General features: G+C 54.4%; 19 protein-coding genes. 8 read left to right on the top strand and 11 right to left on the bottom strand.

Features of this window, described 5'->3' with window-relative positions:
* The first annotated feature begins 2 nt into the window (after positions 1-2).
* The gene (sufT, locus tag ACWAU0_RS21970) at positions 3-551 is read left to right on the top strand and encodes a putative Fe-S cluster assembly protein SufT (RefSeq protein ID WP_033155276.1); all 549 of its coding nucleotides are present in this window, start codon (positions 3-5) and stop codon (positions 549-551) included.
* A gap of 167 nt (positions 552-718) precedes the next feature.
* A complete protein-coding gene (locus tag ACWAU0_RS21965) occupies positions 719-1606 on the top strand; it encodes a GGDEF domain-containing protein (protein WP_458137959.1) in 888 nt (295 codons plus the stop codon).
* Positions 1607-1646: 40 nt separating this feature from the next.
* On the opposite strand, the gene ACWAU0_RS21960 is transcribed toward ACWAU0_RS21965, so the two are convergent.
* The 8 genes from ACWAU0_RS21960 to ACWAU0_RS21925 form a co-directional block, all read right to left on the bottom strand.
* A complete protein-coding gene (locus tag ACWAU0_RS21960; protein WP_458137958.1) occupies positions 1647-2345 on the bottom strand; it encodes a response regulator in 699 nt (232 codons plus the stop codon).
* A 24-nt stretch (positions 2346-2369) separates the two neighbouring features.
* Positions 2370-5108: a DUF4118 domain-containing protein gene (locus ACWAU0_RS21955; protein WP_458137957.1), complete on the bottom strand. Its 2739-nt coding sequence runs from the start codon at positions 5106-5108 to the stop codon at positions 2370-2372.
* On the bottom strand, positions 5105-5695 hold the full coding sequence (kdpC, locus tag ACWAU0_RS21950) for a potassium-transporting ATPase subunit KdpC (RefSeq protein WP_458137956.1): 591 nt from the start codon (positions 5693-5695) through the stop codon (positions 5105-5107). Before kdpC ends, ACWAU0_RS21955 begins: the two co-directional genes overlap by 4 nt.
* A gap of 9 nt (positions 5696-5704) precedes the next feature.
* The gene (kdpB, locus tag ACWAU0_RS21945) at positions 5705-7816 is read right to left on the bottom strand and encodes a potassium-transporting ATPase subunit KdpB (RefSeq protein ID WP_458137955.1); all 2112 of its coding nucleotides are present in this window, start codon (positions 7814-7816) and stop codon (positions 5705-5707) included.
* A 19-nt stretch (positions 7817-7835) separates the two neighbouring features.
* Complete coding sequence (gene kdpA, locus ACWAU0_RS21940; RefSeq protein WP_458137954.1) at positions 7836-9644, bottom strand: potassium-transporting ATPase subunit KdpA; 1809 nt, start codon at positions 9642-9644, stop codon at positions 7836-7838.
* A complete protein-coding gene (locus ACWAU0_RS21935) occupies positions 9644-9733 on the bottom strand; it encodes a potassium-transporting ATPase subunit F (protein WP_033155269.1) in 90 nt (29 codons plus the stop codon). The genes kdpA and ACWAU0_RS21935 overlap by 1 nt, the downstream gene beginning before the upstream one ends.
* 509 nt (positions 9734-10242) lie before the next feature.
* Positions 10243-10899 (bottom strand): hypothetical protein, encoded by a 657-nt coding sequence (locus tag ACWAU0_RS21930; protein ID WP_458137953.1) that lies wholly within the window; start codon positions 10897-10899, stop codon positions 10243-10245.
* Positions 10900-11509: 610 nt separating this feature from the next.
* Positions 11510-12637: an aminotransferase class V-fold PLP-dependent enzyme gene (locus tag ACWAU0_RS21925; protein ID WP_458137952.1), complete on the bottom strand. Its 1128-nt coding sequence runs from the start codon at positions 12635-12637 to the stop codon at positions 11510-11512.
* Between the two features lie 256 nt (positions 12638-12893).
* Between ACWAU0_RS21925 and ACWAU0_RS21920 the strand changes: the two genes are divergently transcribed.
* Positions 12894-14441 carry a cation:proton antiporter domain-containing protein gene (locus ACWAU0_RS21920; RefSeq protein WP_033155266.1) on the top strand — a complete coding sequence of 516 codons (1548 nt, stop codon included), beginning with the start codon at positions 12894-12896 and terminating at the stop codon, positions 14439-14441.
* A 108-nt stretch (positions 14442-14549) separates the two neighbouring features.
* Here ACWAU0_RS21920 and ACWAU0_RS21915 read toward each other — a convergent pair whose 3' ends face one another.
* Positions 14550-14735, bottom strand: a complete 186-nt coding sequence (locus ACWAU0_RS21915; protein WP_458137951.1) for a hypothetical protein — start codon at positions 14733-14735, stop codon at positions 14550-14552.
* A gap of 181 nt (positions 14736-14916) precedes the next feature.
* Between ACWAU0_RS21915 and ACWAU0_RS21910 the strand changes: the two genes are divergently transcribed.
* From ACWAU0_RS21910 to ACWAU0_RS21900, 3 genes are all read left to right on the top strand, one after another.
* Positions 14917-15366, top strand: coding sequence for a tellurite resistance TerB family protein (locus tag ACWAU0_RS21910; protein WP_458137950.1), 450 nt, complete (start codon positions 14917-14919; stop codon positions 15364-15366).
* Positions 15367-15398: 32 nt separating this feature from the next.
* Entirely contained in the window at positions 15399-15755 is a 357-nt protein-coding gene (locus ACWAU0_RS21905) for a hypothetical protein (RefSeq protein ID WP_033155747.1), read from the top strand.
* Between the two features lie 428 nt (positions 15756-16183).
* Positions 16184-19072: a hypothetical protein gene (locus tag ACWAU0_RS21900; RefSeq protein WP_458137949.1), complete on the top strand. Its 2889-nt coding sequence runs from the start codon at positions 16184-16186 to the stop codon at positions 19070-19072.
* A 125-nt stretch (positions 19073-19197) separates the two neighbouring features.
* Here the strand turns inward: ACWAU0_RS21900 and ACWAU0_RS21895 are convergent, their stop codons facing one another.
* Positions 19198-20580: a hypothetical protein gene (locus tag ACWAU0_RS21895; protein ID WP_523070837.1), complete on the bottom strand. Its 1383-nt coding sequence runs from the start codon at positions 20578-20580 to the stop codon at positions 19198-19200.
* Between the two features lie 2 nt (positions 20581-20582).
* Positions 20583-23096: a DUF2339 domain-containing protein gene (locus ACWAU0_RS21890; protein ID WP_458137947.1), complete on the bottom strand. Its 2514-nt coding sequence runs from the start codon at positions 23094-23096 to the stop codon at positions 20583-20585.
* Positions 23097-23419: 323 nt separating this feature from the next.
* Here ACWAU0_RS21890 and ACWAU0_RS21885 point away from each other — a divergent pair, with 323 nt between their 5' ends.
* Positions 23420-25027, top strand: a complete 1608-nt coding sequence (locus ACWAU0_RS21885; RefSeq protein WP_458137946.1) for a methyl-accepting chemotaxis protein — start codon at positions 23420-23422, stop codon at positions 25025-25027.
* A 207-nt stretch (positions 25028-25234) separates the two neighbouring features.
* Entirely contained in the window at positions 25235-26146 is a 912-nt protein-coding gene (locus ACWAU0_RS21880; RefSeq protein ID WP_458137945.1) for a DMT family transporter, read from the top strand.
* Positions 26147-26151 lie beyond the last annotated feature (5 nt).

The raw sequence follows: 26151 nt of genomic DNA, 5'->3' as shown, positions 1-26151 counted from the left end.
TTATGGCAGACAGAGAAGTTGTATTTTTAACCCGCGACGTCAACATCGTGACCATTCCGGACGGCAATCACGGCACCTTGAGTAAAGGTCAGGAAGTGACCATCCATCAGGCTTTGGGCAGCAATTACACCGTGGTGACCGATTACGGCCATATGGTGCGGATCGCCGGTATCGATGCCGACGCCCTCGGCAAGGAAACCCAGCATTTGCATACCCTAGTGTCGGAAACCGACAGCAAGGCGGTGGAAAAGAACTGTTGGGAAGTGATGAAAACCGTCTACGACCCGGAAATCCCTGTCAACATCGTCGATTTGGGTTTGGTTTACCATTGCAGCGCCAAGCCCAACGCCGATGGCGGCAACGATGTGCATATCCAGATGACCTTGACCGCGCCCGGTTGCGGCATGGGCCCGGTGATCCAAAGCGACGTGGAAAAATGCATCCGCGCCTTACCCGGCGTTAGTTCGGTTGATGTCGAAGTGGTGTTAGATCCGCCTTGGTCGCGGGAAATGATGTCGGAAGTCGCGCAAGTACAGTTGGGTTTGTTTTAAAAGTCGGCAAAGGTAGGCGGCGGCAGCTAAGCGGCGGAAAATTGCCGCTTGCTGAAGAAACCTGCGGTTGTTTGTGTTTAAGTTATTGTATTTTATAGCTATAAAATAATTGGCACGCTCTTGGCTTTATTCTCCTTGAAGTTTGATTCAAGACTCGGGGAACCGTCATGAGAGATAAAGCAGCCGATTTAGCGATAGTCAGTAATAAAACCTTTGAAGCGTCAACCGCTGTCAATTTGCATCACTACGATATCAGTAGTGCTTTGCAGACTTCATTGGAATTCAACGAGTTGATCGCCATTTTCTGCGACAAAATTCAAAATACCATTCCGCATAACGGCTTTGAATACATCAACGAAGAGTTTGATTTGGAATTCAAACGCGGCGTGATGGCCCGCCACTCTTGCAGCTATGCCCTAAAAGTCGAAGAGCAGCAGCTGGGCGAGTTGAAGCTAACCCGCAGCAATCGCTTCAGCAAAGACGAATTAAAAATGCTGGAAAGCCTGTTGTGCTGCCTGATTTACCCACTAAGAAATGCCACCTTGTTTCAACAAGCATTGAAAATGGCGTTTACCGATCCATTAACCAAAACCAACAACCGCACGGCGTTTAACGACTGTTTGCTGCGCGAAATTAAACGTGCGCATCGTAATTCGCAGCATTTGTCGGTGATTTTTGTGGATGTCGATCACTTCAAGCATATCAACGACGATTACGGGCATGCTTGCGGCGATTTGGCTTTGTCGTCATTGGCCGGCTGGTTGAAAGACAGTGTGCGCGGCAGCGACGCGGTGTTTCGTTACGGCGGCGAAGAGTTTGTGATTTTGCTGAGCGATACCGACATCGACGGTGCGATGGTCATAGGCGAGCGCATCCGCGCAGATATTGAATCGCACACTTTGGCTTATGGCATGGACGTGTTGAATCTGACCGCCAGTTTGGGAGTTGCAGCCTTAAAAGGTAGCGATAGCCCGGAATCCTTGCTCAAACGGGCCGATGCCGCGATGTATCAAGCCAAACAACGCGGTAGAAACCGGGTAGAAGTGGGATATTGATTCGGTTTTCGCACTGCGGCCATCAGACGGCGATAGTCGCTTAACCCACTTTAAAGCGATAGCCCACACCCGACTCGGTCAGCAAATATTTCGGCTGAGTCGGATCGCTTTCCAGCTTTTGCCGCAATTGGCTCATGTAAATCCGTAAATAATGCGGATTTTCCTGATACGACGGCCCCCAAACTTCCTTCAAAATTTGCTGATGCGTCAAAACTTTGCCGGCATGCTTGATCAGCACGCAGAGCAAGCGGTATTGAATCGGCGTCAGATGAATGTCGTTGCCATCGACGCTGACAACCCGATTGCGTAAATCCACTTTCAGCGCATCGACGACAAACATCTCATCCCGCGTATGTTCCGCCGGCCGGCTCGCATGCCGCAAAGCCACCCGTATGCGCGCCAACAGCTCACCAAATCCAAACGGTTTGGTTAGGTAATCGTCCGCGCCGGCGTCCAAGGCGTCGATTTTTTGCTGTTCGTTACTACGGGCCGACAGCACGATGATAGGCACGGCCGACCAGCTGCGCACACTCTTGATCACCTCGACGCCATCCATATCCGGCAAGCCTAAATCCAGAATCAGCAAATCCGGTTTACGCACGCCGGCTTCAATCAGGCCTTGTTTGCCGGTCTCGGCTTCGAATACGGCAAAATCGTGCGTCGCCAGACTGGTACGCAAAAAGCGCCGGATCGGTGGATCGTCTTCGATCACGATAATGACGGGATGCGTTTTAGCCATGGCCAAAATCCAGTGGGATTACGTTCATTCCTCCGGCTCCATAAGCGGAGGGCATTCGTCGTTGGGTAGCGCGAAGGTAAAGATCGCACCGCCCCCCGGTTTGTTGTTAGCGCGAATCCGGCCGCCATGCACTTCGACAATGGCTCGGCAAATCGCCAGCCCCAAGCCGACGCCGCTTTGCGCCGATTCATGACGGGCTTGGTAAAATTTCTCGAACAATTTATCCTCCAGACCTTTGGGAATACCGGGGCCGTGATCGGCGACCGAAATTTCCATCGTATTGCCGACGTATTGGGCAAACACTTCAAGTTCGGAACCCGCAGCGGTATAGCGCACGGCGTTTTCCAATAGATTAATCAACACCTGCTCTATCATCACCGCATCGACAAATACCAGCGGAATACCCGGCGGCAGGCTGACGCTGACTTTTCGGCCGGCCAGGTGTTTTTGCAAACGGGTCAGCACCGTGCCGATAATTTCTTCGACAGGATGCCACTGTTTGTTTAATTCCACCACGCCGGCGTCGAGTCTAGCCATGTCCAGAATATTATTCACCAAATTGGCCATGCGTTCGGCTTCGTCATAGATGGCACGGCCGAGTTCCAGCCGGTGCTGGGCCTGTAAATGGCCTTCGTCTTCGACCAGAGCGCTGGCCGAGCCGATGATCGTCGACAACGGGGTCCGCAAGTCGTGAGAAATTGCGCTGAGTAAGGAGTTGCGCAGTCGTTCGGCTTCGATTTGCAATTGTGTCGATTTGGCCTGTTCGGCAAAGCGTAAACGGGCGACGGCCTGGCCGATTTGCCGCAAAAAGGTTTCCAGTAATTTCTGCTGCTCCGGCAAAAACACCCGGCGTAAATTGACCGGTAACAGCGCCAATACGCCGATGGCTTTGTCTTCGTCTTGAATCGGAAAATAAATCGCCGCGCTGCCGGGTAAGGTATGGGTGCCGTGCCCGGCCATTTCGTTGTGATCGTAGACCCACTGCGCCACGCTCAAATCCGTGCCGCGCAAAGACTGAGGCAGGCTGTGTTGTTTCGGATAGACCAGCCGTCCGCCCGCGTTGGCAAATAAAATGACATTGCGGCTGCTGAATTCGGCGTATAGATGTTTAACAGCGGTCGCGACGATCTGCTGTTCGCTTTGCGCCACCGCCAACTCCTTGCTCATCGCGTATAAGGCCGCGGCGCGGCGTTCGCGATGCGCGGCAACCTTGGCCTGCGCGCGGACGTTGACCATCAGATTGCTGATGACAAAAGCCACCACCAGCATGGCCAACAACGTGATCAGATACTGGCTATCGGCTACCGACAGACTGTAGAAAGGCTGCACGAACAGCACGTCGAATACGCCGACGCTGAGCAAGGAGGCCAACACCGACGGCCCGCGCCCGAAATGGGTGGCGACAAACACCACACCGAGTAAATACACCATCACCACATTGGCCAGTTCCACCTTGCCGAACAACATCTTGCCCACCGCCGTGCAGAGCAAGGTCACTCCCATCGCCCACAGATAGCCGCGATAGCGTCGGCGAGTTTTACTGGGGATGCGTTGTCGCAGGCCGGGCAGGGGTGATTTCTTGAATAAAGACAGCTCGGCTTCCAGTTCCTCGCGTTCGCCCAGTTGCGGGCTGCCCAGCAGGTAAATATTGATATTGTGAGCGTGGCTGATCAATACATCGACCACAGAACCCAACAGCCAGCGCCGCCAGCCGCGCCGGCTGGGCTTACCGACCACGATTTTGTTGATATTGCGTTCGCGGGCAAAGCGGATGAGCGCTTCGCTCATCTCCGGCGCGCTGAGTGTCACCGTTTCGGCGCCAAGCTGTTCCGCCAGCCGCAAAACCCGCAAAATACCGTCGCGCTTTTCGGCGGGCAAGCGCGCCAATTCGGGCGTTTCCACGTATACCACGATCCAGGCCGAGCGCAGGCTGGTCGCCAAGCGCTTACCGGCTCTGACCAGACGCTCAGCCAGCACATTCGGGCCGATGCACACCATCAGCCTTTCGTTGACCTGCCAGACTTCGCGAATCGCATTGTCTTCACGATAATCCAGCATCTGCGCGTCGACGCGATTGGTGGTTTGCCGCAAGGCCAGTTCGCGTAGCGCAATCAGGTTGCCTTTACGGAAAAAATTCTGAATCGCGTGTTGGGCTTGCTGCGGCAAATAGACTTTGCCTTCTCGTAGGCGCAGCAACAATTCGTCCGGCGGCAAATCCACCAGCTCGACTTCGTCGGCATCCTCGAATACCGTATCCGGCACGGTTTCCCAGATACGAATGCCGGCAATCTGCCCTACATCGTCGTTCAGGCTTTCCAGGTGTTGCACGTTCAGCGCGGTATACACATCAATCCCGGCTTCCAGCAATTCGCGAATATCTTGCCAGCGTTTCGGATGGCGCGAGCCGGGGGCGTTGGTGTGCGCCAACTCGTCGACCAAGATGATGGCCGGCCGGCGTTTTAAGGCAGCATCAATATCAAACTCCTGCAACACGGCGCCTTTGTAGTCGATCTTGCGGGTTGGGAGGATTTCCAATCCCGCCAACAGCGCTTCGGTGTCCGCGCGACCATGAGTTTCCACCAGGCCGACGATCACATCAAGATTTTCCGCGCGGCGTTCGCGCGCCGCCAGCAGCATCGCATAGCTTTTCCCGACTCCTGCCGCCGCGCCGAAAAAAATCTTCAGGCGGCCGCGTTTGGCCTTGGCTTTGTCGCGTTCGACGCGGGCCAGCAGTTGATCGGGGTCCAGGCGTTGTTCGTTCATGGTCTGGCGACTTGCGAGTAGGCGTCCAAAGCCAGATTTAAACTCAAGACATTGACTCTAGGTTCGCCGAATACTCGCCATTGCCTTGGCTCGCTATGCGATTCGACCAAATCCCGAACGACACTTTCCGGCAACTTGCGCGCCTTAGCCACGCGCTTGATTTGGTAATGGGCCGCCGCAATACTGATGTGCGGATCCAGCCCGCTGGCGGATGCGGTAACCAAATCCACAGGCACCAGAGCACGATTGTCCGGGTCGAGTTGCTGTAGTGCTTGAATGCGCAGTTTTACCGCGTCGCTCAAGGCCGGATTGGTCGGGCCGAGGTTGGAACCGCCGGATGCCGCTGCGTTGTAAGGGTAGGGCGCGGTCGCCGACGGCCGACCCCAAACATAGCGGGCCTGGCTAAAGCTTTGACCGATTAAAACAGAACCGACGGCTTGGTCTTGTTTATTGAGTATCAAGCTGCCGTTGGCTTGGGCAGGAAAAACGCCTTGCGCCAGTAAAGTGACCAGCGACGGATAGATACCGCCAGTGAGGATGGTTAGCAACAGTAGCAGTGTTGCGGCAGGTCTGAAGTAGCTAATCATGTTTTTCTCCTACACCAGATTCATCGTTACCAGTATCAAATCAATCGCCTTGATGCCGATGAACGGCACGATTAAGCCGCCGACACCGTAGACCAGCAAATTGTTTTGCAAAAGTTTTTCGGCGCCGAGCGGCTGATATTTGATGCCTTTCAAAGCCAGCGGGATCAAGGCGATGATGATCAGCGCATTGAATATCACCGCCGACAGTATAGCGCTGGCCGGGGTGGCCAAACCCATGACGTTCAAAACGTTCAAAGCCGGATAGGTGGTGGCAAAGGCGGCCGGAATGATGGCGAAATATTTTGCCACGTCGTTGGCCACGCTAAAGGTGGTCAATGCCCCGCGAGTCATCAACATTTGCTTGCCGGTTTCGACAATCTCGATCAGTTTGGTGGGGTTGGAATCCAGATCGACCATATTCCCGGCTTCTTTGGCGGCCTGGGTGCCGCTGTTCATCGCCACCGCCACGTCGGCTTGCGCTAGCGCCGGTGCGTCATTGGTGCCGTCGCCGGTCATGGCTACCAAGCGTCCATCCGCTTGATGCTGACGAATCAAAGCCAGCTTGGCTTCCGGCGTGGCTTCGGCCAGAAAGTCATCGACACCGGCCTCGGCGGCAATCGCCGCAGCAGTCAAACGATTGTCGCCGGTAATCATGATGGTTTTGATGCCCATCTGCCGCAGTTCGATGAAACGTTCCTTAATGCCGCCTTTGACGATGTCTTTTAATTCGATGACGCCCAGGGCCTGCTTGCCATCGGCTACCACCAGCGGAGTGCTGCCGCGCCGCGCCACGTCGACGACCATTTTCTGGATTTCGTCGGGAAAGCGGCCGCCTTGTTCGGTCACATACTGTTTAATCGCATCCTCGGCACCCTTGCGGATTTGCCGCATGTTTTCGCTCCCTCGCCCTTCGGGAGAGGGCTGGGGTGAGGGGAAATTGACCCCGCTCATCCGGGTTTGGGCACTGAAGTGGATAAAGGTGGCGCCCAGGGATTGCACGTCGCGCTCGCGCAAACCAAACTTTTGTTTGGCCAGCACGACGATGCTGCGGCCTTCGGGGGTTTCGTCGGTTAACGAGGCCAGTTGCGCGGCATCGGCCAACTGTTTTTCGCTGATGCCCTTGGCGGGAATGAAAGCCGCAGCCTGCCGATTGCCCAAGGTAATGGTGCCGGTTTTATCCAGTAACAGTACATCCACATCGCCGGCCGCTTCCACCGCTCGGCCGGAGGTGGCAATCACGTTTTTTTGCATCATCCGTCCAATTCCGGCCACGCCGATAGCGGACAGCAAGCCACCGATAGTGGTGGGAATTAAGCACACCAACAGAGCCACCAGCACGGTGAGCGAAATTGGGTGGCCCGCACCAGACGTTTCCACGCTATACAACGAGAACGGCAGCAAAGTCACCGTGGCCATCAAAAACACCAGCGTCAGGGCCACTAGCAAGATGGTCAAGGCAATCTCATTCGGAGTTTTCTGCCGCTTGGCGCCTTCCACCATCGAAATCATCCGGTCCAGAAAGGTTTCGCCGGGGTTAGCGGAAATCCGCACCACCAGCCAATCGGACAATACCCGGGTGCCGCCGGTCACCGAACTGAAATCGCCGCCGGATTCGCGGATCACCGGTGCGCTTTCGCCGGTGATGGCGCTTTCGTCCACCGAGGCCACGCCTTCGATGACATCGCCATCGCCGGGTACAAAATCCCCCGCTTCGATCAACACCACATCGCCTTTCACCAGGCTGGAGCCGGCGATTTTGGCGTAGTTACTGCCGTAACGCGGTTCATCCAGCTTTTTGGCGGCAATATCGCGCTTGGCGGTGCGCAAGAAAGCCGCCTGCGCTTTGCTGCGGCCCTCCGCGGCCGCTTCGGCGAAGTTGGCGAACAGCACGGTAAACCACAACCAGACCGTGATAGTTAAGATAAAACTTGCGGATTCCTCGTTATCACCGGCCAAAGCTTGCAGCCATAACAGCGTAGTGAGCAGGCTGCCCAGATACACGACAAACATCACCGGATTTTTCCATTGTTGCTGCGGCGTCAGTTTTTTAAAGGCTTCCCAAACCGCTTGCTTGAGCAGGTCCGAGTCGAATAAGGAAGAAGAGAGCGCTTTGTGAGTCATATGCTTACCTGCTATGAAATCAAGAATGAGCGAGCATGTGCAGTTGCTCAACGATAGGGCCCAAGGCCAGCGCCGGGACAAAAGTCAGCGCGCCGACCATTAATACCGTGACAATCAGCAACACCGCGAACAAGGGCGTATGGGTCGGTAAGGTGCCGGGGCCGACCGGTACGTGTTTTTTGGCGGCCAGCGAGCCGGCGATGGCTAATACCGGAATCATCAACCCATAACGCGATACCAGCATGGCCAGGCCCAGCAAGTAGTTATAAAACGGCACATTGGCCGACAGGCCGGCGAAGGCGCTGCCGTTGTTATTACCTGCCGAGGACAAGGCATACAACACTTCACTAAAGCCATGGGCGCCGGGATTGAGGATAGCTGCCTTGCCGGCCTCGGTCATTAGGGCTAATGCCGTGCCGCCCAACACTAACAGTGGGGGAATCAAAATGATCACCGCTGCCATCTGCATTTCAAAGGCTTCGATTTTTTTACCCAGATATTCCGGGGTGCGGCCTATCATCAACCCGGCGATAAACACTGCCACCAGCGCGAACACGATCATGCCGTACAGACCCGAGCCGACGCCGCCGAAGATCACTTCGCCCAGCTGGATCAACCACATCGGTATCATGCCGCCGATGGGGGTGAACGAGTCGTGCATCGCGTTCACCGAGCCGTTGGAGGCGGCGGTGGTCGCTACCGCCCATAGTGCGGAATTGACGATGCCGAAGCGGGCTTCCTTACCTTCCATATTGCCGCCGGGTTGCTGATTGGACGCGGCTTGATCAACGCCCAAACTCGCCAGCGCCGGATTGCCGTGCTGTTCGGCGGGTACGGTGACGAAAATCAACGCCACAAACACTAGCGTCATCGCCGCTAGCAGTGCCCAACCTTGCCGGCTATCGCCGACCAGAAAACCAAAGGTATGACACAGCGCGGCGGGGATTAACAGGATGGCAAGCATTTCCAAAAAATTGCTCAGCGGGGTAGGGTTTTCGTAGGGATGCGCCGAGTTGGCATTAAAAAAACCGCCGCCGTTGGTGCCAAGCTGCTTGATGGCAATTTGCGATGCCGCGGGGCCCAAGGCCAGGGTTTGTGCCTGGCTTTGTTGGGTTTGAGTGACGGGTTGACCTTGCGCATCCAGAACCGCGTGTCCATCCGCATCAAGCGCTGGGGCCGAGTAAGTCAGTGGTTCTTGCAGCTTGACGGTGGCGTAGCGATCAAAGGTTTGCACCACGCCTTGCCCCACCAGCACGACGGCAAATAGCAACGAAAGCGGCAGCAGGATATACAAGGTCGAGCGCGTCATATCCACCCAGAAATTGCCAATGCTGTTGGTGTTACGCCGGCTGAAACCGCGTATCAGCGCTACCAACACCGCCATACCGCTGGCTGCCGACAAAAAGTTCTGCACGGTTAACCCCAGCATTTGCGTGAGATAACTCATGCTGGCCTCACCGGCATAGCCCTGCCAATTGGTGTTGGTGGCAAAACTGATCGCGGTATTCAACGCTGAGTCGGAGTTGATGGCCGGTAAGGCTTGCGGATTGAGCGGCAACAGGTCTTGGCAGGTTTGCAAGCCATAAACCACCAGTAAACCCAGCACGTTAAAGACCAGCAATGCACCTGCGTATTGCTGCCAGCGCATATCTTGCTGGGTTTGGATGCCGCACAGCCGATACAGCCCGCGCTCAAGCGCGGCAAACCAAGTGTTGGCGACGATGGATTCGTCTTGATACACCCGTGCCATGTACGTACCCAGCGGCTTGCTCAGTAGCAGTAAGGTCAGCAGATAGATAAAAATTTGTAGAAAGCCGGCTTCGTTCATCAGAATTTCTCCGGATAAAACAGCGCGACCACCAGATAAATAAACACCAGCAGCGCCAAGCCGCCGCTTAATAGATAAATCCCGCTCATATAGACCTCCTGCAAAGAATTTTTTAGACGGGCGAATACGTCAAACAGTCCAAAGTTTTGGCGGTTTTGCCGCTGATCGCCTGAGTCACAATCTACCGATTGGCGGGTAAAAATGTCGTAAAAATTCTTGGGATATTTGTTAAGAAAACATAAAACTCAATCGAATTTGTTGATCAAGAAGGCTTTTCTGTTGGGAAACTTGCTCTTGCTTTGGTGGGATTAATTCGGGATTGATGGCTGAATTGTTTTGCCGATTGACGGTAGTTCGTGGTCAAGGACGCAATAGCCTGCGGGTATTGCGCCGTATCTAATTAACCCGACCCTATTCATCGCTGATACGCCATTCGGGCTGAGCCCCGCGGAGCCTGAGGTGGTTGGCCCTGCGTTAGGGCGAACGGTAAAGGACAGGATTAATCAGCGCCGCCACAGGGCGAAATATGCCTTTGTCTATTGCCGCCCTGTGGATTTAGCCTTACAGTCTTGAAACGCGACGAATTAACCAGTGGCGTTTAACGGGACCAGCGTAATGCCTTGGTGATATTACGCCGACTGATCAAGCCCAAACCGCTCAGCAGCGGCCATGCCGCGCCGGGAAGTGGTACGGACGAAATCGGCGAAGGAAGGCCCAGTTTGATGTTGTCAACTTGCGCATAGGTCGAACTGAAGATAATTTTATTCAGGTTTTTGAAGGAATCGTTGAAATAAAGGGTTTCCAGCGTATTTGTGGTCCCGTCAAGCAGGAATGACTGGCTGACGAAGCCGCCGGCTTGCGGGTAGCCATAAACAGAGAACTGCCGGCCACTGGCAATCGTCCAAAACGACGCGGCGTCCATACTGAGCAAGTCAAACGAACCGCCATCCTGTTTTTCCAGTAAAAAGACGCTACCTTGATTGGTGACTACCCCGGAATACAAACCGACGCTGCCAGTCCAATAAGGGCTGGCAGGCATGATCGCGTAGAGGGTTCCGCCGCTTAATTGGAATGATACACCGGCCAGTGTGCTCAACTTGAAGCCGTCTTCCAGATAGGGTTTGGGCACTGAAATTTCGTGATTGGTGGGATGTAAAGCAATGCTGTTGAAATCGATGGTGGTGACGGCAGCATGGCCGGAGCTTGCCAAACCGGCAAGCAACATTCCGATCGCCGGAAACAGTGTCTTTTTCATTCAATTCTCCTAATTGTTTGGGGTGGTGACTGCATTGAGGGTTGAGTCTAACGAAGCTGATAGCTTGCGAAAACTGCACAAAGGGGTAGGGGAAAGTTAGAACTGATGATGCCGGTCAAACAGAATCTGTCCATTCACCAAGCGCATCTCCGGTTTTTATACAAAAAATCAGGAGTGGGTCCTGCTCCGTAACAAGATGTTTGTTCTGGTAGCCGTTATCAAGTAGTTGGGTCTATCGACGGCAGTGTGTTCATCAAATGATTGAGACCACACTTCCCGTGGCTGCAACCGCATTTTAAAGCGCGCCGTGGGCATGTAAAAACATTCGGAGGGCAATCTCGAGATGTCCAGCGGTGCCGCCGGTTCTTGTGGCGGCACCGCTAAACCGCTTGGCGGCACCTTCCCGTCAGCCGGATGTGCATTCGGGATATTGGGGGACGCAGACGAGGGAATTTTATATGCCGCCGGGACTTTTTAGGACGCCCTCGCAGCGGCCGGAAACCCGCACGGGTGCTATGGAAGTCTGGGCAAAGCGGCTGTCTATGCCTTCGGCCCGTTTAATCAGGCAAAAGTTAGCGAGAATATTCGTACCAATACAGTTCGGCGAATGTTATTCCGAAACCGCTGTGGCCAGTATTAGTGCCCGATCCAATTCCACCAATGTATTGTAAAAATGCGCGGAAAAGCGGATTCCGCCGCCGCGTAGGGCACAAACCACACCATTTTTTTGCAAATGCTTATAAAGCACCTCATTGTCTATGGATCGGTGTTTGAAGTTGACGATGCCGGACTGCAAACGGCTGTGCCGCTGCGACAGTAAAATCAGCTCGGCGTTGGCGCTGATGGCGTCGCGCAGGTAGTTGCTGCGTTCCAAAACCAGCGCCTCGACCGTCGGCATGCCGGTTTCCAGCAATAAAGACAAACTGGCGGACAAGGCGTGAATGCCTAACATGTTCGGGCTGCCGCATTCGAAGCGGCGGGCGCCGGGATGGATCTCCCATGGCAGGTTTTCGTAGTTATGGGTGTCCTTCATCATGTGCCAACCGTACTGGCTCAGCTTGAGCCGGTCGCGCGCGGCCGGGTTGGTATAAAACACCCCTAGGCCTTCCGGGCCGAACAGCCATTTATGGCCGTCGGCCATTACGAAGTCGGCGTGATAAGCTTGCACATCAAATTGCACCGCGCCCAAGCTTTGAATCGCGTCGATGCAAAACAAAATGCCGCGCTGTTTGCAAAATTCGCCGATGCGTTCCAGATCCATGCGCAGGCCGGAGGCGAATTGAATGGAACTGATGGTCAACAAACGGGTATTGCCATCCACCAGCGCAAACAGGGCATCTTCCGGGGTTGCGGCACTGTGCAAATCGGCTTCTCTAAACTCGACGCCGCGCTCGGCCAAGGCTTGCCAGGGCAGGCGGTTGGACGGGAATTCTTCGTTGCTGGAGACGATGTTGTCGCCGGCTTGCCAGGGTAAGCCAAAGGCCACGAAAGACAAGGCTTCCGAGGTGTTTTTCACCAGCGCAATATCGTTAGCCGAGGGTGCATTCAATAAGGTCTGCAATTGGCGGCGGATTTCGTTTTCTTTTTTCAACCAATCCAGATAGTAATGCGAGCCGAACTGGCAGTTTTGTTCGGCAAATTGAATCACCGCTGCGCGGGTGCGTTTCGGCCAGGGGGCTACGGCGGCGTGGTTGAGATAAATCAGCTCGTCGGTTAACGGGAATTCGGGGTGTTTCATGTTGCGTACCGGTAAAAAGGGGGAGGGCGAATCGATAGGGATGATGCGGTAAAACACTCGGCCTATCAACCTTCTGTACAGATGATGGGCTTGCTCGGACGGCTAAAATTTGGGATTTCCGCGAAAATAGTTGGGCCTAGATCGTCCGGAAAATCCAGGCGCAAGTGGCGTAGCTGTTTAAAAATTAGCCAGTAACCTTTTAAAACAGGTTACGATCCCGATATATTAAACGGCGTTTTTATTTTGGTTGATAGATATGATGGAATTAACTTGGATTAGTACGGCATATATCGCTGGTTTGGTAGCCAGCCGCCTGTCTTTTCCGCCGCTGGTTGGTTATTTGGTCGCTGGTTACGTACTGCATGCCCTGGGCATTGCGGTATTGCCGGATCTTCACCATTTGGCGGAGATCGGTATTGAATTATTGTTGTTTTCGGTCGGTTTAAAACTCAAGCCCAGTTCGCTGATCCGTCGAGAAGTGCTTAGCGTCGGTGGCTTGCATTTAATGTTGATGGCGTTGATTTCCGCGCTGGTGTTTCTGTGGCTAGAGCAGCGAGTGACCGGCGGCTTGGTGCTGGGGCTCAGTTTGGCGTTTTCCAGCACCGTGTTGGCGATCAAGGTGCTGGAAGATAACGGCGAATTGTCGTCGCTGCATGGCCGGGATGTCATGAGTATCCTGATTTTGCAGGACATCGTGGCAATCGGTTTGTTGGCGCTGGCGGAAGGCAGGCAGCCTACGCCTTGGGCATTGGCTTTGTTACTGGTGCCGCTGTTACGGCCGATAGCGCATCGGGTATTGTCGGTCAGCCGATCTTCGGAACTGAAATTGCTGTTGGGGGTAACGCTGGCGCTGGCCGGCGGCGTCGCCGCGGAAAGTGTGGGTATTGCCGCGGATATTGGTGCTTTGTTGACCGGCGTGATGTTGGCTAATCATCCCAGGATCAAGGAGTTAAGCGATAGACTCTGGGGCTTGAAAGAGCTGTTTTTGGTGGCGTTCTTCTTGCAGATTGGTGTCAGTGACTTACCGAACCGGGCGCAGATTATGGACGCCTTGCAATTGCTGGCGTTGTTGCCTTTGCAATGTGCGCTGTTCTTTGGTCTATTTGTGGTCGCCGGACTCCGGGCGCGTACTGCTTTCGTATCGTCCTTGGCCTTGACGACGTACAGCGAATTTTCGCTGATTACCACCAGCGCCGTCGTCAAAGCTCAACTGTTGCCAGCGGAATGGAACGCTATCATCAGTTTGGCGGTGGCCGGTTCGCTGGCCATTGCCGCACCGTTAAACCGTTATTCCCATCGCTTGTTTTCCTGGGTAGAGCCACTGCTGGTGAGGTTTGAAAGAAAGTCCGACCACCCGGACCGCCTGCCGGATTCGTTCGGCGCCGCCGAATGGCTGGTGATAGGCATGGGCCGAACCGGTGGCGTGGTCTATAAAACCCTGTGCCAGCAAGAGCAAAGGGTGGTTGGCTTGGATGCCGACCCTACCGTGCTGGAATATCATCTTGCCGCCGGCAGAAGGGTGCTCTACGGCGACGCCGAGGACACCGAGTTATGGAGCGGTTTACCCTTGCATAAGGTTAAAGGCATTATCCTGACGGTGCCGGCATTCGAGGTGCGTTTGACTGCTGTGGCTCAGCTTAGGAAGCGCGGTTTCACGGGGCAGATCAGCAGTATTTGTTACCACGGTGTGGAAGAGCAGCAATTATCAAAAGCGGGCGCCAATTTTGTGATCCATCCCTTGATTGAAGCTGGTAATCGTCTTGCCCACCTGATGCTGAATCGCCGGGAGCAATCAAGCCAGTGAAGGGCTGCTGATCTTGGATGGGCAGCGAATCCAGGTGTTTGCTGCTTTAAGGCCCGCTTTCAGCGTAACCAAGGGCAAACCGCTAAAATACCCGGGTTTGTAGCGAGACTAAGCGGCTTTGTTGACAAACAAAACGATATTGCTTGTGTCCATTGGCGGCCACGCCTGAAAATCGATAGGCAGCTCCAGCAATGGCCCGGTAACGCATGACTTCAACGAGCCATCGGTTGCGATATAAAGCTTTTTCGGCAACTTGGCTTTGTGATTGTCGATTTTGGCGGTTTGAGTGTTCATTACGCTTAGGCTGGTTAGCTTGGGAGATTTCACTTTATTGCCGGTTTCTTATTGCTGCCTTAACCACGCGATGGCATTTGGATTACGGCGATCCTGGGCGGAATGACAATCTTCGGAAATAGGGGCCGTGTAATAGGATTAACGGGTTATTTAATTATCTGCAATGTATGCCAAACCCAATATGCTCGAGCAAATTAAACTGTTTTTTGAAAAACACCTGTCCTTACCGCCACCGGAGGCTGCGGAAGCAAAGCTTCAAGAGGCTTTGACTGCCTTAATGACCGAAATGATGACCATGGACGATGTCTGTCAAGATGTCGAACGGACCAAAATCCTGTCCTTGGTGCAAAAGTGCTTTTCGCTCTCCACCGAACAGGCTGAAGCCTTGATGGCCAAGGCGGAACACAAGCGTCAGCAGGCGGTTGATTATTACGAATTTACCTCAACAATCAACCAATGCCTTGGTCCTGAGGAAAAGATAAAGTTTGTTAAATCTCTCTGGCAAATCGCTTATGCCGACGGCACTATCGATCCGCAAGAGGAGTATCTGGTGCGGAAGATTGCTGACCTGCTTGGCGTCTCGCACACCGATTTTATTCTGGCCAAACTGCGCGCGAATCCCGATACTTGAAAATCCCCATACCTGTTTAAATGAATCACCCCATGAAAAAGACTAAGAAAAACAAAAATCTGTGGCTAACAGAAGCTGATATTGCGGTCGGTGATTTGTATTTCACCACCGCCCAGCAATACCGCGCAGTCCTGGCGATGAACGGCGATTTTTTGATTTACGCACCTAGCTCGGAAGGCATGGAACCCTTGCCGGCCGATAGCCCAATGCCGTTTGCCAACTCGCCCGCTAAAAAATGCCAGATCGCCACATTTGCGCAAAAGGAATATCAAGCATTCGATTGGTATGGAACGGTTGCCGTTAAACATAAACTCACGCCGTCTCAGATAGCCGAGGCCATCGGCCAATGTAACGCCAAAGCCCAAATCGCCGGGTTGATGGCTGAATAAGATGCGTTGGAAAAGATTTTTAACAGCCTGAAATCCTGCTTTTTCTGGTTTTCAAATGGGAGTTTGGAAACCACGTCTCGGCAACGCCAGCAGTGGTGTAAGCACCACTTACCATTCAAACACGAGTATGTTGACCAAAGCGAAAAGCTAGGCGTTGCGTACCGGGCTGATCGGCCTGGCAATCAACGATATTTCGTCACTCGAACGACATATCGTCGCCGCTTCCGCCCGCCGGCTCATTGCCGCCAACCTGAAATGCCTTAAACAACAAGACCAAAACAACATTAAAACAATCGCTTACCGGGCAATAGCAGCAAACTCGCGGCAATTGGCACAAGAAATGACCAGTAAACGCCAACCATCGGACATTGGTTAGCCACTAACCGCCTCCGAGACCACACTTTTATCGTTTACTCAGGAGCCGCACCATGTCCCGCCCATATTTCAAAGCTCACCCATTAGCGCTGGCGTTGGCCGGCATCCTAGCTAAAGGTCTTTTGCCCTCACCCGTCCTTGCCTCTGAGCTGGTTTGGGACGGCAGCGGCGACAGCGACAGTTGGTTTTACTCGAACAACGACTTCCTTCATCCCAATACCAATTGGCTCAATAACGACCCATTATTACTGCCGAAACATTACGATACCTTGGTCTTCAAAGGCCACACCCGGTTGACGCCGCTTAACGACGGCCCGGAAGGCCTGGCCTTCAAGGGCATGACCTTTGCGGCCGATGCCAGGGCGTTTACCCTAAACGGCAATCGCATCGTCAGCATCGGCAATATCGTCAACGCCAGCCGCAATCTGCAAACCATCAATATGCCGATCATTATCGGCGCCGATCAGATCTGGGATGGCGGCAATATCCCCGGCGGCTTTTTGCAAGTGAATCAATTCGCCGGTTTGCGCGACCATTCCCTGACCTTGCTACGCTACGCCAGGGTTTCCGCAGGCAATAACCCATTGATTCTCGGCGAAACCGGACAAGCACAATTGCTGGTGAAAGGCAGGAGTACGCTGGACAGTGTCTCGGCTGTCATCGGCGCCGGCCAGGGAAGTACGGCGGAAATGACCGTCCAAGGCTCGGGATCGAAATGGACCAACAGCGGGAACATGAACATAGGCACGCGCGGCAAAGCCATCCTGAATATTCTCGATTCCGGCTCGGTGATCAGTAAGACGGCGTCTATCGGCAACGGTGCCCAAGTGACTATCGATGGCCTGGGATCGAGTTGGACCAATAGTAACGATCTGCACATTGGCTATCTTGGTGAAGGCACGCTGAGCGTGACCAATGGCGGTGTGTTGAACTCCGGCAAAAGCACCATAGGTGGCGGTAACACCATGCATCCCAGCTTAGTCACCATAGACGGCGCCGGATCGCGGTGGACGAATCAGAGCCTGTTTATTGGTTCGCCTGGCCAAGGCAGTTTGAAAATCGCTAACGGCGGCATGGTCGTAAGCGGCCAAAGCGTTATCGGCGATCAAGGTGCGGGCGAATTGAATATCGTCAAGGGCGGGAGCATGGAAAGCCAATCTACCATTATCGGCAATCAGGGCAAGGGCAAAGTTTTAATCGAGGACTCGGGCTCCAGTATGCTGAGCATCGGCAATTTGTCGGTTGGATACGAGCGCGGCGGTAGAGGCGAGTTACTCGTCGGCCCTGGCGGCACCGTCAGCAACCAGTTCGGTTATGTCGGCGCCAAATCGCAAAGTATCGGCCGGGTACTCGTAGTGGGTTCGGGCGCCCAATGGCTTAACAAAAGCGAGCTGTTGGTCGGCGATCAGGGTGATGGCAGCTTACTCGTCGAAATCGGCGGCAGCGTGAAAAGCGACAGAGCAACTATCGGCAACGCTAGTGGCGGTGTGGGGGAGGCAAGCATCAAAGGCCAAGGGTCGACATGGACTATCCGGGATAGCCTAACGGTAGGCAATCAAGGCACCGGCACGCTGAATGTGGAAAATGGCGGAAAAGTGGAAAGCGCAAGCGCGGTCATCGGCAATGCCATCGGCGGCTTGGGCAAGGTGATGGTCAACGGCGACGGCTCGCAATGGCGCAACCAAGGCGATCTGTTGATCGGCCGGGGTGGAAAGGGGCTGCTCAATATCGAAAACCAGGGCCTGGTTTCGGTTGGCGGACGCTTACGCATTTTAAGCACCGGCGTCGTGAATCTGAACGGCGGCACGCTCGAAGTCGTCAATCAAGACGATGTTCGCCCTGCGCCTGGCGGGCAGTTTAACTGGCTCGCCGGCACCTTGAGCGTCACCGGTGCCGACGGCGTGACCTTGGGCCGTAGTGAGATTTCTAGCCCGTTCACGACCCTGACCAGCGGCAAAACCTTGGCGGTGACCAACAGCCTGAACGTCAACAGCGGCAGTCTATTATGGCTAAACGGCGGCTCGCTAAAGGCCGGCACGCTGGCAGTGAACGGCGGACTAATCGTCTTCCATAACGGTAGCCATCTGGATATGAACGACATCGGCACCTTGTCCGGTTACGGCACGCTGACAACGACAGTGAGCGGCGGTATGGCGGCTAACACCATCCGCGCCAATAACGGCAAACTGGTGCTGGGCAACGTCAATTCCACTGAAGGTTTCGAATTTGGCGGCAAGCTCGATGTCGGCTCAAATCAAGTGACGTTGCTGGATAAAGATAAAGCCCAGTTGGGCGTTTCCACCAGTTTGGGCAAGGGCGGCGAACTGGGCAGCATCAACGGCATCGATTTGGGCGACGGCGAAACGCTGAATTACACCGGTAGCGCCAGCATTCTGGGCGACTTCACCAACAACGGTCTGGTGACTGGATCGAGGGGCACGTTGACTTTCCTGAACGATGTCAACGGCGCCGGTGGGTTTGGCGGTAACGTTATTTTTCGCGGCGGCTACAATCCCGGCAACAGCCCGGCCGCCATCGACTTCCACGGCGGCAGCCCCCGCTTTGGTGCCAGTTCGGTGCTGACGATGGAAATCTTCGGTAATCAGCCGGGCAGCCAATACGATCAATTATTGAATATCGGCCATTTTGATTTTAACGGCACCCTGTCCTTGGTGTTCGGCGGTAACTTCACGCCGGTCGCCGGCGATGTTTTCAAGTTATTCGACTTCGCCGGCTTCAGCGGCAGTTTAAACCCGGACCGCATTAGTGTCGCCGGCATAGACCGCAGGCTACTCGACTTTTCCAACTTGGCAACCAACGGCAGTCTGCGGGTCGCCGCCGTGCCGCTGCCGACTACGGCTTGGCTGTTCCTGGGCGGTTTGCTGGGCATACTGGCCAAGTCGCGCCGGCACATCATCCTCCATCGCGCGAAGCTAGCGTAAAAGGGGAGTAGGGCGAAGCGATGCCAAGTGTAGACACTGTGGCATTGCTTTAATTTATGTTGATTGGTGGATGACGCTAGGCTTATCCGCCCATTTTTTTATTTGCTGGGGTATCACAGCGCACTTCATTCCCGCTCAGTTGAATCAGACAGATTGGCAACGCGCTTGCCGACCCGAAACAAACTCCACGCCAGCACGACCACCATCAAGGTAATGACCAGGCCCAGAAACCAGGAGCTGTTCAGCAGTTTAGCGACATTGAAGTGCTGTTCGCCGATTGTGGCCTCGGTTTCCGGCCCCAATCCGGCTCGATTGCTCTGGTAACCGCGGCGTAATAATTCCTGGATCGGTGCGGTGTCATAGTGCGGCGCCTCGGCGGCTTCGGCGCCGTATTTGATTTGGTAGCCCAGGCCGGTTTGCGGCAGGAACAGCAATTGGTAGCCGGGCCCAGTGCCGGCGACGGTGTTGATATGCAGTTCCGGGTTGTCCTGGTCACGAATCACAATACGGTAGCGCGTTTGCCGTTGTTCCGGAAAACCGATAGCGGTTTGTTCGCGGTTGATGTCTTGATAATGCAGGGCTTCCAGGGTGCCGGTACCGATGGTGCGCATTTGGGTTTCCAGCCCTTGCGTCAGCGGGATTCGTACTTCGGCTTGGCGGCTGAAGTTTGGGGTCATGATTTGCAGCTTCAAACCGTTCAGCGGTTGCCGTAGCGTGTCGACGTCGATGATCGTGGCTTTTTGCTCGGCATCGAGTTTGATTTTAAAACCGGCCGGGTAATCAAATTGTTGATCGGCGTCGGCAACCGTTTCGCTGGCGTTATGCCAGAGCTCGATGCGCTCGACATGAAGCGGCTCCTTGATTTGTTGCGTGGTTTCCTGGCGTTGCACTTCCTCGCTGCCGCGCACGGTGCGGGTTAATTCCAACAGTTCGGCAACCCGGGTCTGGCTGGCTTTGGCGACGACGATTTTGAATTGGCGGAAGCTATTCGCGGGCAATTCGACGTCGCGGTTACCGACACTCATATAACGCGAATAATCGTAAATCTGCGCGCGCTCGACCAGCAGTTGCCAATTCTCGCCGTCGTTGGAACCGTGAATTTGCAAGGCGTATTCGAAGTCGCGCTGGTCGGTGATCAGACTCAGGCCATCGGCGTTGGCGGCATTTTTGTCCAGTTGCACGGTCACGACGAAGCCTTCGTCCTCGTCGCCGAATTTTTGCAAATCGACGGTTTTACTGGTGCTGGCTACGCGCTTACTGACCGTTTTTTGGCTGGCGATTTTTTGCAGCAAATACGGGGTTTCGACGCCGTTTTGATCGACCAGGCGCAAGTCGCGAAAGTCGGCGGCGGTGTTGGCATACACCGCGCTGTCCAGCGGCACGGCCAGCAGGCTTTGTTGCCCGTTATCCTGGGCCAGCACCGGCCGGCTGAACCGGTAAGCCGGTGTTTCGTCGGCCCAAGCCTGGGTCAAAAACAGGCAGCATAACACTGCAAATTTGGCGATCATGATCATGTTTTGTTTTCGGTATTGCCGATAAAAGTTTGTTGATAACGCATGTAAAAAAACGCGCCGCCGAGTGCCAGCATGCCCAGCACGATAAAGGCGACGATCCGGTAAATTTGTTCCAGCCGGGCCAGGTCAATGAAAAACACCTTCCAAGCTACCAAGGCAAACAGCGCCAAGCCGACCAGGCGCAATGCGGCAATTTGTCGCTTGATGCCGTTGAACACCAAGGTCAACGCAAATATCGACCACAAGATCGACACGCCACCGGAACGCAAACCCGGCACATAGTGATACAACAGCGAGTTAATTTCCAGACTTAAAAAGGTAAATAACAAGACCAGCGCCGCACCGCCCAGCCACTGGCGGATATTGCCGCTGTCGGTTCCGTGGTCAGTCAGGCGGCGTAAGGCCATCAGTAAAAAGGCTATCGTCGCTGCAAAATCCAGCAAGCGCATCAAGGCCAATTCAAACGAGTAGCCGCCGCTGTAGCGTAAAGTCCAGACGCTGTCGCCGACGCTTATATGGCCCAGCGTCAAATCCCAGGACGGCAGATCGAACAACAGCATCTTCAGGAACACGCCGATCAGGAATAGTCTTAATGCCTGTAGCAGCCAATCGCCCGCACCGGCTACGTAACGGCTCAACAATAGCCAGCACATGACCAGCCATACCAAGGTCAGCACCGGCAATTGCAAGGGCGGATACAGATAGGCAAAGCTGCGGAACAATTCCAGTTGCAGCACCACAAACAACAGCCCGCCGCCGACCAGCAGGATGATTTGCAACAGCAGATTGTCTTTTAGCCATAGCGGCACATCGTTGCCGGCATCGCAAGCCAGCGGCGAAGCAGGTGCCGGCTTTTCGATTAGTGTATACGCCAAGGCCAGCGACAGGATGGGGATACCGAAGCTGATGACCCGTTCGAGTAAACCCAGCAGGAAGGCCCCGAACGATTGTTGGCTATCCATTTGCATGCCGTATTGGCCGGGCAAGTCGATGAAACAAAAACGCACCAGCACCAGTGCGTAAAGCAGATACGCCACTTGTTGTAAAAACGCGCTGCGCAATTTGCCCGCCATCCACAGCATCACCAAGGCCTGCAAAGACCAACTGACGGTGATCCATTGATTGGAGAGCAGCAAGGGCAGGGTGATGGTCACGAAGAACGCCGCCAAGCCGATGAAGCTGATCAGCAATTCTTTATCGGCCACCTTGCGCGCCAGACAGTAGTAGACATGGCCCACATAAAACGCCGCCAGTGCCACGGTCAGCAAGGCGGTCCAGATATGGCCGTAAGCCTCGTCGATTAGATGATAGGCGGTGCCGAAGAAGATGGCGGCATTGACGATCAGGCCAATCAAATCCAGTAAGGTCGATTTGCTTTGGTTGACCAAGCAGAACAAAAATACAGTCGTCGAATACAGCACAAAAAAGCCGGTCAAGAACGGTAAAACTTGCCAGAAATAGCCGACCTGATAATTCTGCATCGAGCCGAAGAACAGCAGGTAATTAAAGAAAAAGCTCAGGAAATTTAGTAAATGCCATTGCTTGTACCAATTGATCGCCAGGATGCCGGTGCCCAATAACAGCATGTAACTAAACAAACCGGGAAAGTTCACCTGGCCGGTGGACAGCATGATGGGCGTGCAATAGCCGCCGATGATGGCAAAGATGGCGACCAACATCGAATCCAGCTTGATCGCCAAAAACGCCGCGCAAGCGGTGACTAAAATCATCAACGCAAACGTCGGGTAAACGTCCAGCAGATGGTAAAAACTGTGCGCGGCAAATACGCTGAAATACAACACTGCAATGCCGCCGCCCAGCAAACCCTGGCTGAACAGATGGTAGGTACCGCCGACCAAGCGCACGCCGCCAATAATCATGGCGACCCCGGCCAATACCGACAAGGCAACCCGCGCTTGTTCGCCGAGCAGGCCGTTATCGATGGAATATTTCAGGAAAAAGCCGATGCCGGTGACCAGAATCAATACACCGATTCGTAGCAACCAGTTGCTGGCTACCGCATATTCCATCGCCACGCCTTCCGGCCGATGGCCCTCGCCGACGATGATCCAGTTCCAGATTTCTTTGAGGATTTTCTGCGCCGCCAGTTCGAAGCGGCTGGGTTCGGCGGGTTGCCAGGTGTTTTGACTCCAGGGATTTTCCTGGACTGGCTCTGCAATCGGTACCGGCGTCGTTGGGGGGGGCGGTGGCTCTTTTTCCGCAGGCAGTTGGCTGTCGGTAATATCGAATATCACCTGTGCCGTTGCCGGTGTTTGCGCTTCGAACAATGCGGGTTGCTGCGGCGTTTCGCTGGTGGGCATTACTTGCGCTTTTGCCAGCTCGCGCAGCAGTTTGCGGTCTTCGCGCAGCGCTGCTTCTATCTTGCGCAAGGCCTGATTAAGGTCATCCTGGTTACGTCTTTGGCGGCCCATTAGAACGGTCAACATCGCGATTATTACGATGGGCACCAAAATCAGGACAAAAGCGATAAAACCGAAGAAATCGTCCACGGCAACTCTCCAAGGCTGGGCAAACGGCAGGTTATTGGGGTTATCAAGCAAGCTTTTCAGGTTACGGCCGGGTCTTCTGCGTGACGCGGGCAAGGTGCTGGGTTAAGCGTCAAGTGGCGAAACTAGTCGTATTCGTGAGCGGCGTCACTATTCAGGATAACCGCTTGTTGGGCGGATTGCTATATCCAGCGCGTGTGGTAGGGATTTGTTCTATGCTTGATGCATGGATTACAAGGGTCAGCTTAAGATTACATATAGATTTTCCGGAAGCTGCCGACAACCCAAGGTGTATCACCACACACTCCAATACATTGGCTCATCTCATGAACAAGAACTCCACAATCCAATCCAAAATATTGCTAAGTATCGCCAGTGTATTTTTGTTGCTGATGTTTGTCAGCACACTGTTCATGGCGGAAAGGCAAAAAGACATGATACAAACGCTGGCGACCGATAAAGCTCGGGATATTGCCAACAGTTATTTCGACGGCGTGAATACGCTAATGCTGACCGACGCGATGGCGCAGGGTGAAGTATTGCGCGAAAAAGCCCTGTCGCATGGCAATGTCACGGAAGTGCGCTTAATTCGCGGTAAGCAGATTACCGATTTTTACGGTCCAGGCAAAACCGAGCAAAGACCCCTTGATAATCTGGATGATCGCGCGCTGACGGGTGAAAGCATCATTCAACCGGGTAATGACAAAAACGGACGCCTGATCACCGTGTTGGAGCCGATCAAGGCTAGCGCCAATTTTCGCGGCACCAACTGTCTGACTTGTCATACGGTGAGCGAGGGGACAGTGTTGGGGGCAGTACGGGTGAGTTTTTCGTTGGCGAATCTCGATGCGCAGATTAATCGCGATTTGGTGATTGCTTCGGCCATTTCCTTGGTGATGTTCGCCGGCGGCCTGTTGCTGGTCAACATGCTGATGCGCAAAATTGTAGTCAATCCACTAGTGACTATGCGCGACACGGTTAACGCTATAGCCGGACAGTCGGATTTACGCCAAAGGTTGCAAATCGATTCCGGCGACGAAATCGGCCAGGTCAGTGAGTCGTTTAATACCATGTTGGCGAATTTTGCCGGTAGCTTGGGGCAGGTGTCTTCGGTCAGCCAGCAATTGGCGTCCGCAACCAACCAAATATCCGGTGTGGCCCGGCAAACCTCACAAGCGGCCACGCAACAACGTAGCGAAACCGAGACGGTGATTCAAGCGATACACGAACTCGAAAATTCTGTGCAGGACGTGCGCGGCGGGGCGACCGGCGCGGCGCAAGCCTCCGTGGAAGCGGACCAGGAAGCCGCGCAAGGCGCGGCGACCACTAAAAATGCCATCAACGGCATCAACGAGCTGGTGAATGAAATCGACCGTGCCGCCGAAGTGATCAAACGCCTGGATCAAAAAAGTAACGGTGTCGGCGCGGTGTTGGATGTAATCAAAGGCTTGGCGGAGCAAACCAATTTGTTGGCCTTGAATGCCGCCATCGAAGCCGCCAGAGCCGGCGAGCAGGGGCGCGGGTTTGCGGTGGTGGCCGATGAAGTCCGTACCTTGGCAACACGTTCGCATAAGGCCACCGAAGAAATTCAAAGCATCATCGATCAATTGCAACGCGAAGCCAAAGACGCGGTCACGGTGATGAACAATGCCAAAAACAGCGCTGAGCAGCGCCGCGAACAAGTGCAAAGCGCCGACCAGGGGCTAAGCGCGATTGCCGAACGGGTGACGCAGATCCGCGAGTTGAACGCGCGGATGTCGCAAGCGGCCGATAATCAAAGCCGCGTTGCGCAGCACGTGGGGCAAAGTATTGCCAATATCGGCCAACTGACCGAACGCACCGCGCAGGATGCCGCGCAAACCAATGCCGCTAGTAACGAATTGGTGAAATTGGCCGCGCAATTGAATGAGTTGGTGAGTCAGTTCAAGCGATAGTCGTGTTCAGCTAAGATTGACAGCGGCATCAGCCCGCTTATATAGTTCGTGCATGAGTAATCCTATCGATACAAAAAACAGACACCCATGGCTGTGGGCATTGCCTACCGCCGTGGTGTTTGCGTTTTTCTAAACAATCAAGCAACCGCGGGTCTTACCGCAGTTGCTTCGACACTCGCCTAAGGCCCGCATCACTAAGGAGGCCCAATGGCAACGACTAAATCCACCACAGCATTCAACCGCAACCGATTATTCGGCTTTGCCCTGGCCACCCTGGCGGCTATCGGTTTTTCCGGCAAAGCCATTTTGGTCAAACTGGCGTATTACCAGCCGGTGGATGCAGTGACGCTATTGGCCTTACGCATGCTGTTTTCCTCGCCGTTTTTTTTGATTGTCGCCTGGCGGCATGCCGGCCAAAAGGATCTTAGGCCATTAAACCGGCGAGATTATCTGGCCCTGTTGATATTGGGCTTTCTGGGTTATTACCTGTCCAGTTTGTTTGATTTTATCGGCTTGCAATATATCTCCGCCGGGCTGGAGCGCTTGATTCTGTTCCTGTATCCGACCATGGTCGTCGTGCTGTCGGCGTTGCTGTTGGGCAAACCGTTTGGCCGCAAGGAAGTCGTGGCGCTGGTGCTCAGTTACGCCGGCATCGGCGTGGTGTTTTTCGACGAAATCAATATTCAGTCTGAACATCTGTTGCTGGGAGCCGGCTTCGTGTTTGCTAGCACCTTGACTTACTCGGCTTATCTGATCGGCACCGGCGAAACGGTGGCCCGCATCGGTGCTTCACGCTTTACCGCTTACGCGATGCTGGTGGCTTGCGCGGCGACGCTGACGCAATTTTTACTCACCCATCCGCCGCAGGCTTTGCTGCTGCCGATGCGGGTATATCAATTGAGCTTGCTGATGGCGATTTTCTCGACGGTGCTGCCAGTGTTCATGCTGTCGGCAGCGATCAAGATGATAGGTTCCAGTCACACCTCGTTGATCGGCTCGCTGGGGCCGGTGGCAACCTTGTTTATGGCCAGTTATGTGTTGGGTGAAGAATTGACGCCCGCGCAGATAGGCGGGGCGGCGTTGGTGATGGTTGGAGTATTGAGTTTGTCGTGGAAGTGAGGGGC

The sequence above is a fragment of the Methylomonas sp. Uni0009 genome, from assembly GCF_054188105.3.
This window is presented reverse-complemented; position numbering and strand designations above follow the sequence as displayed.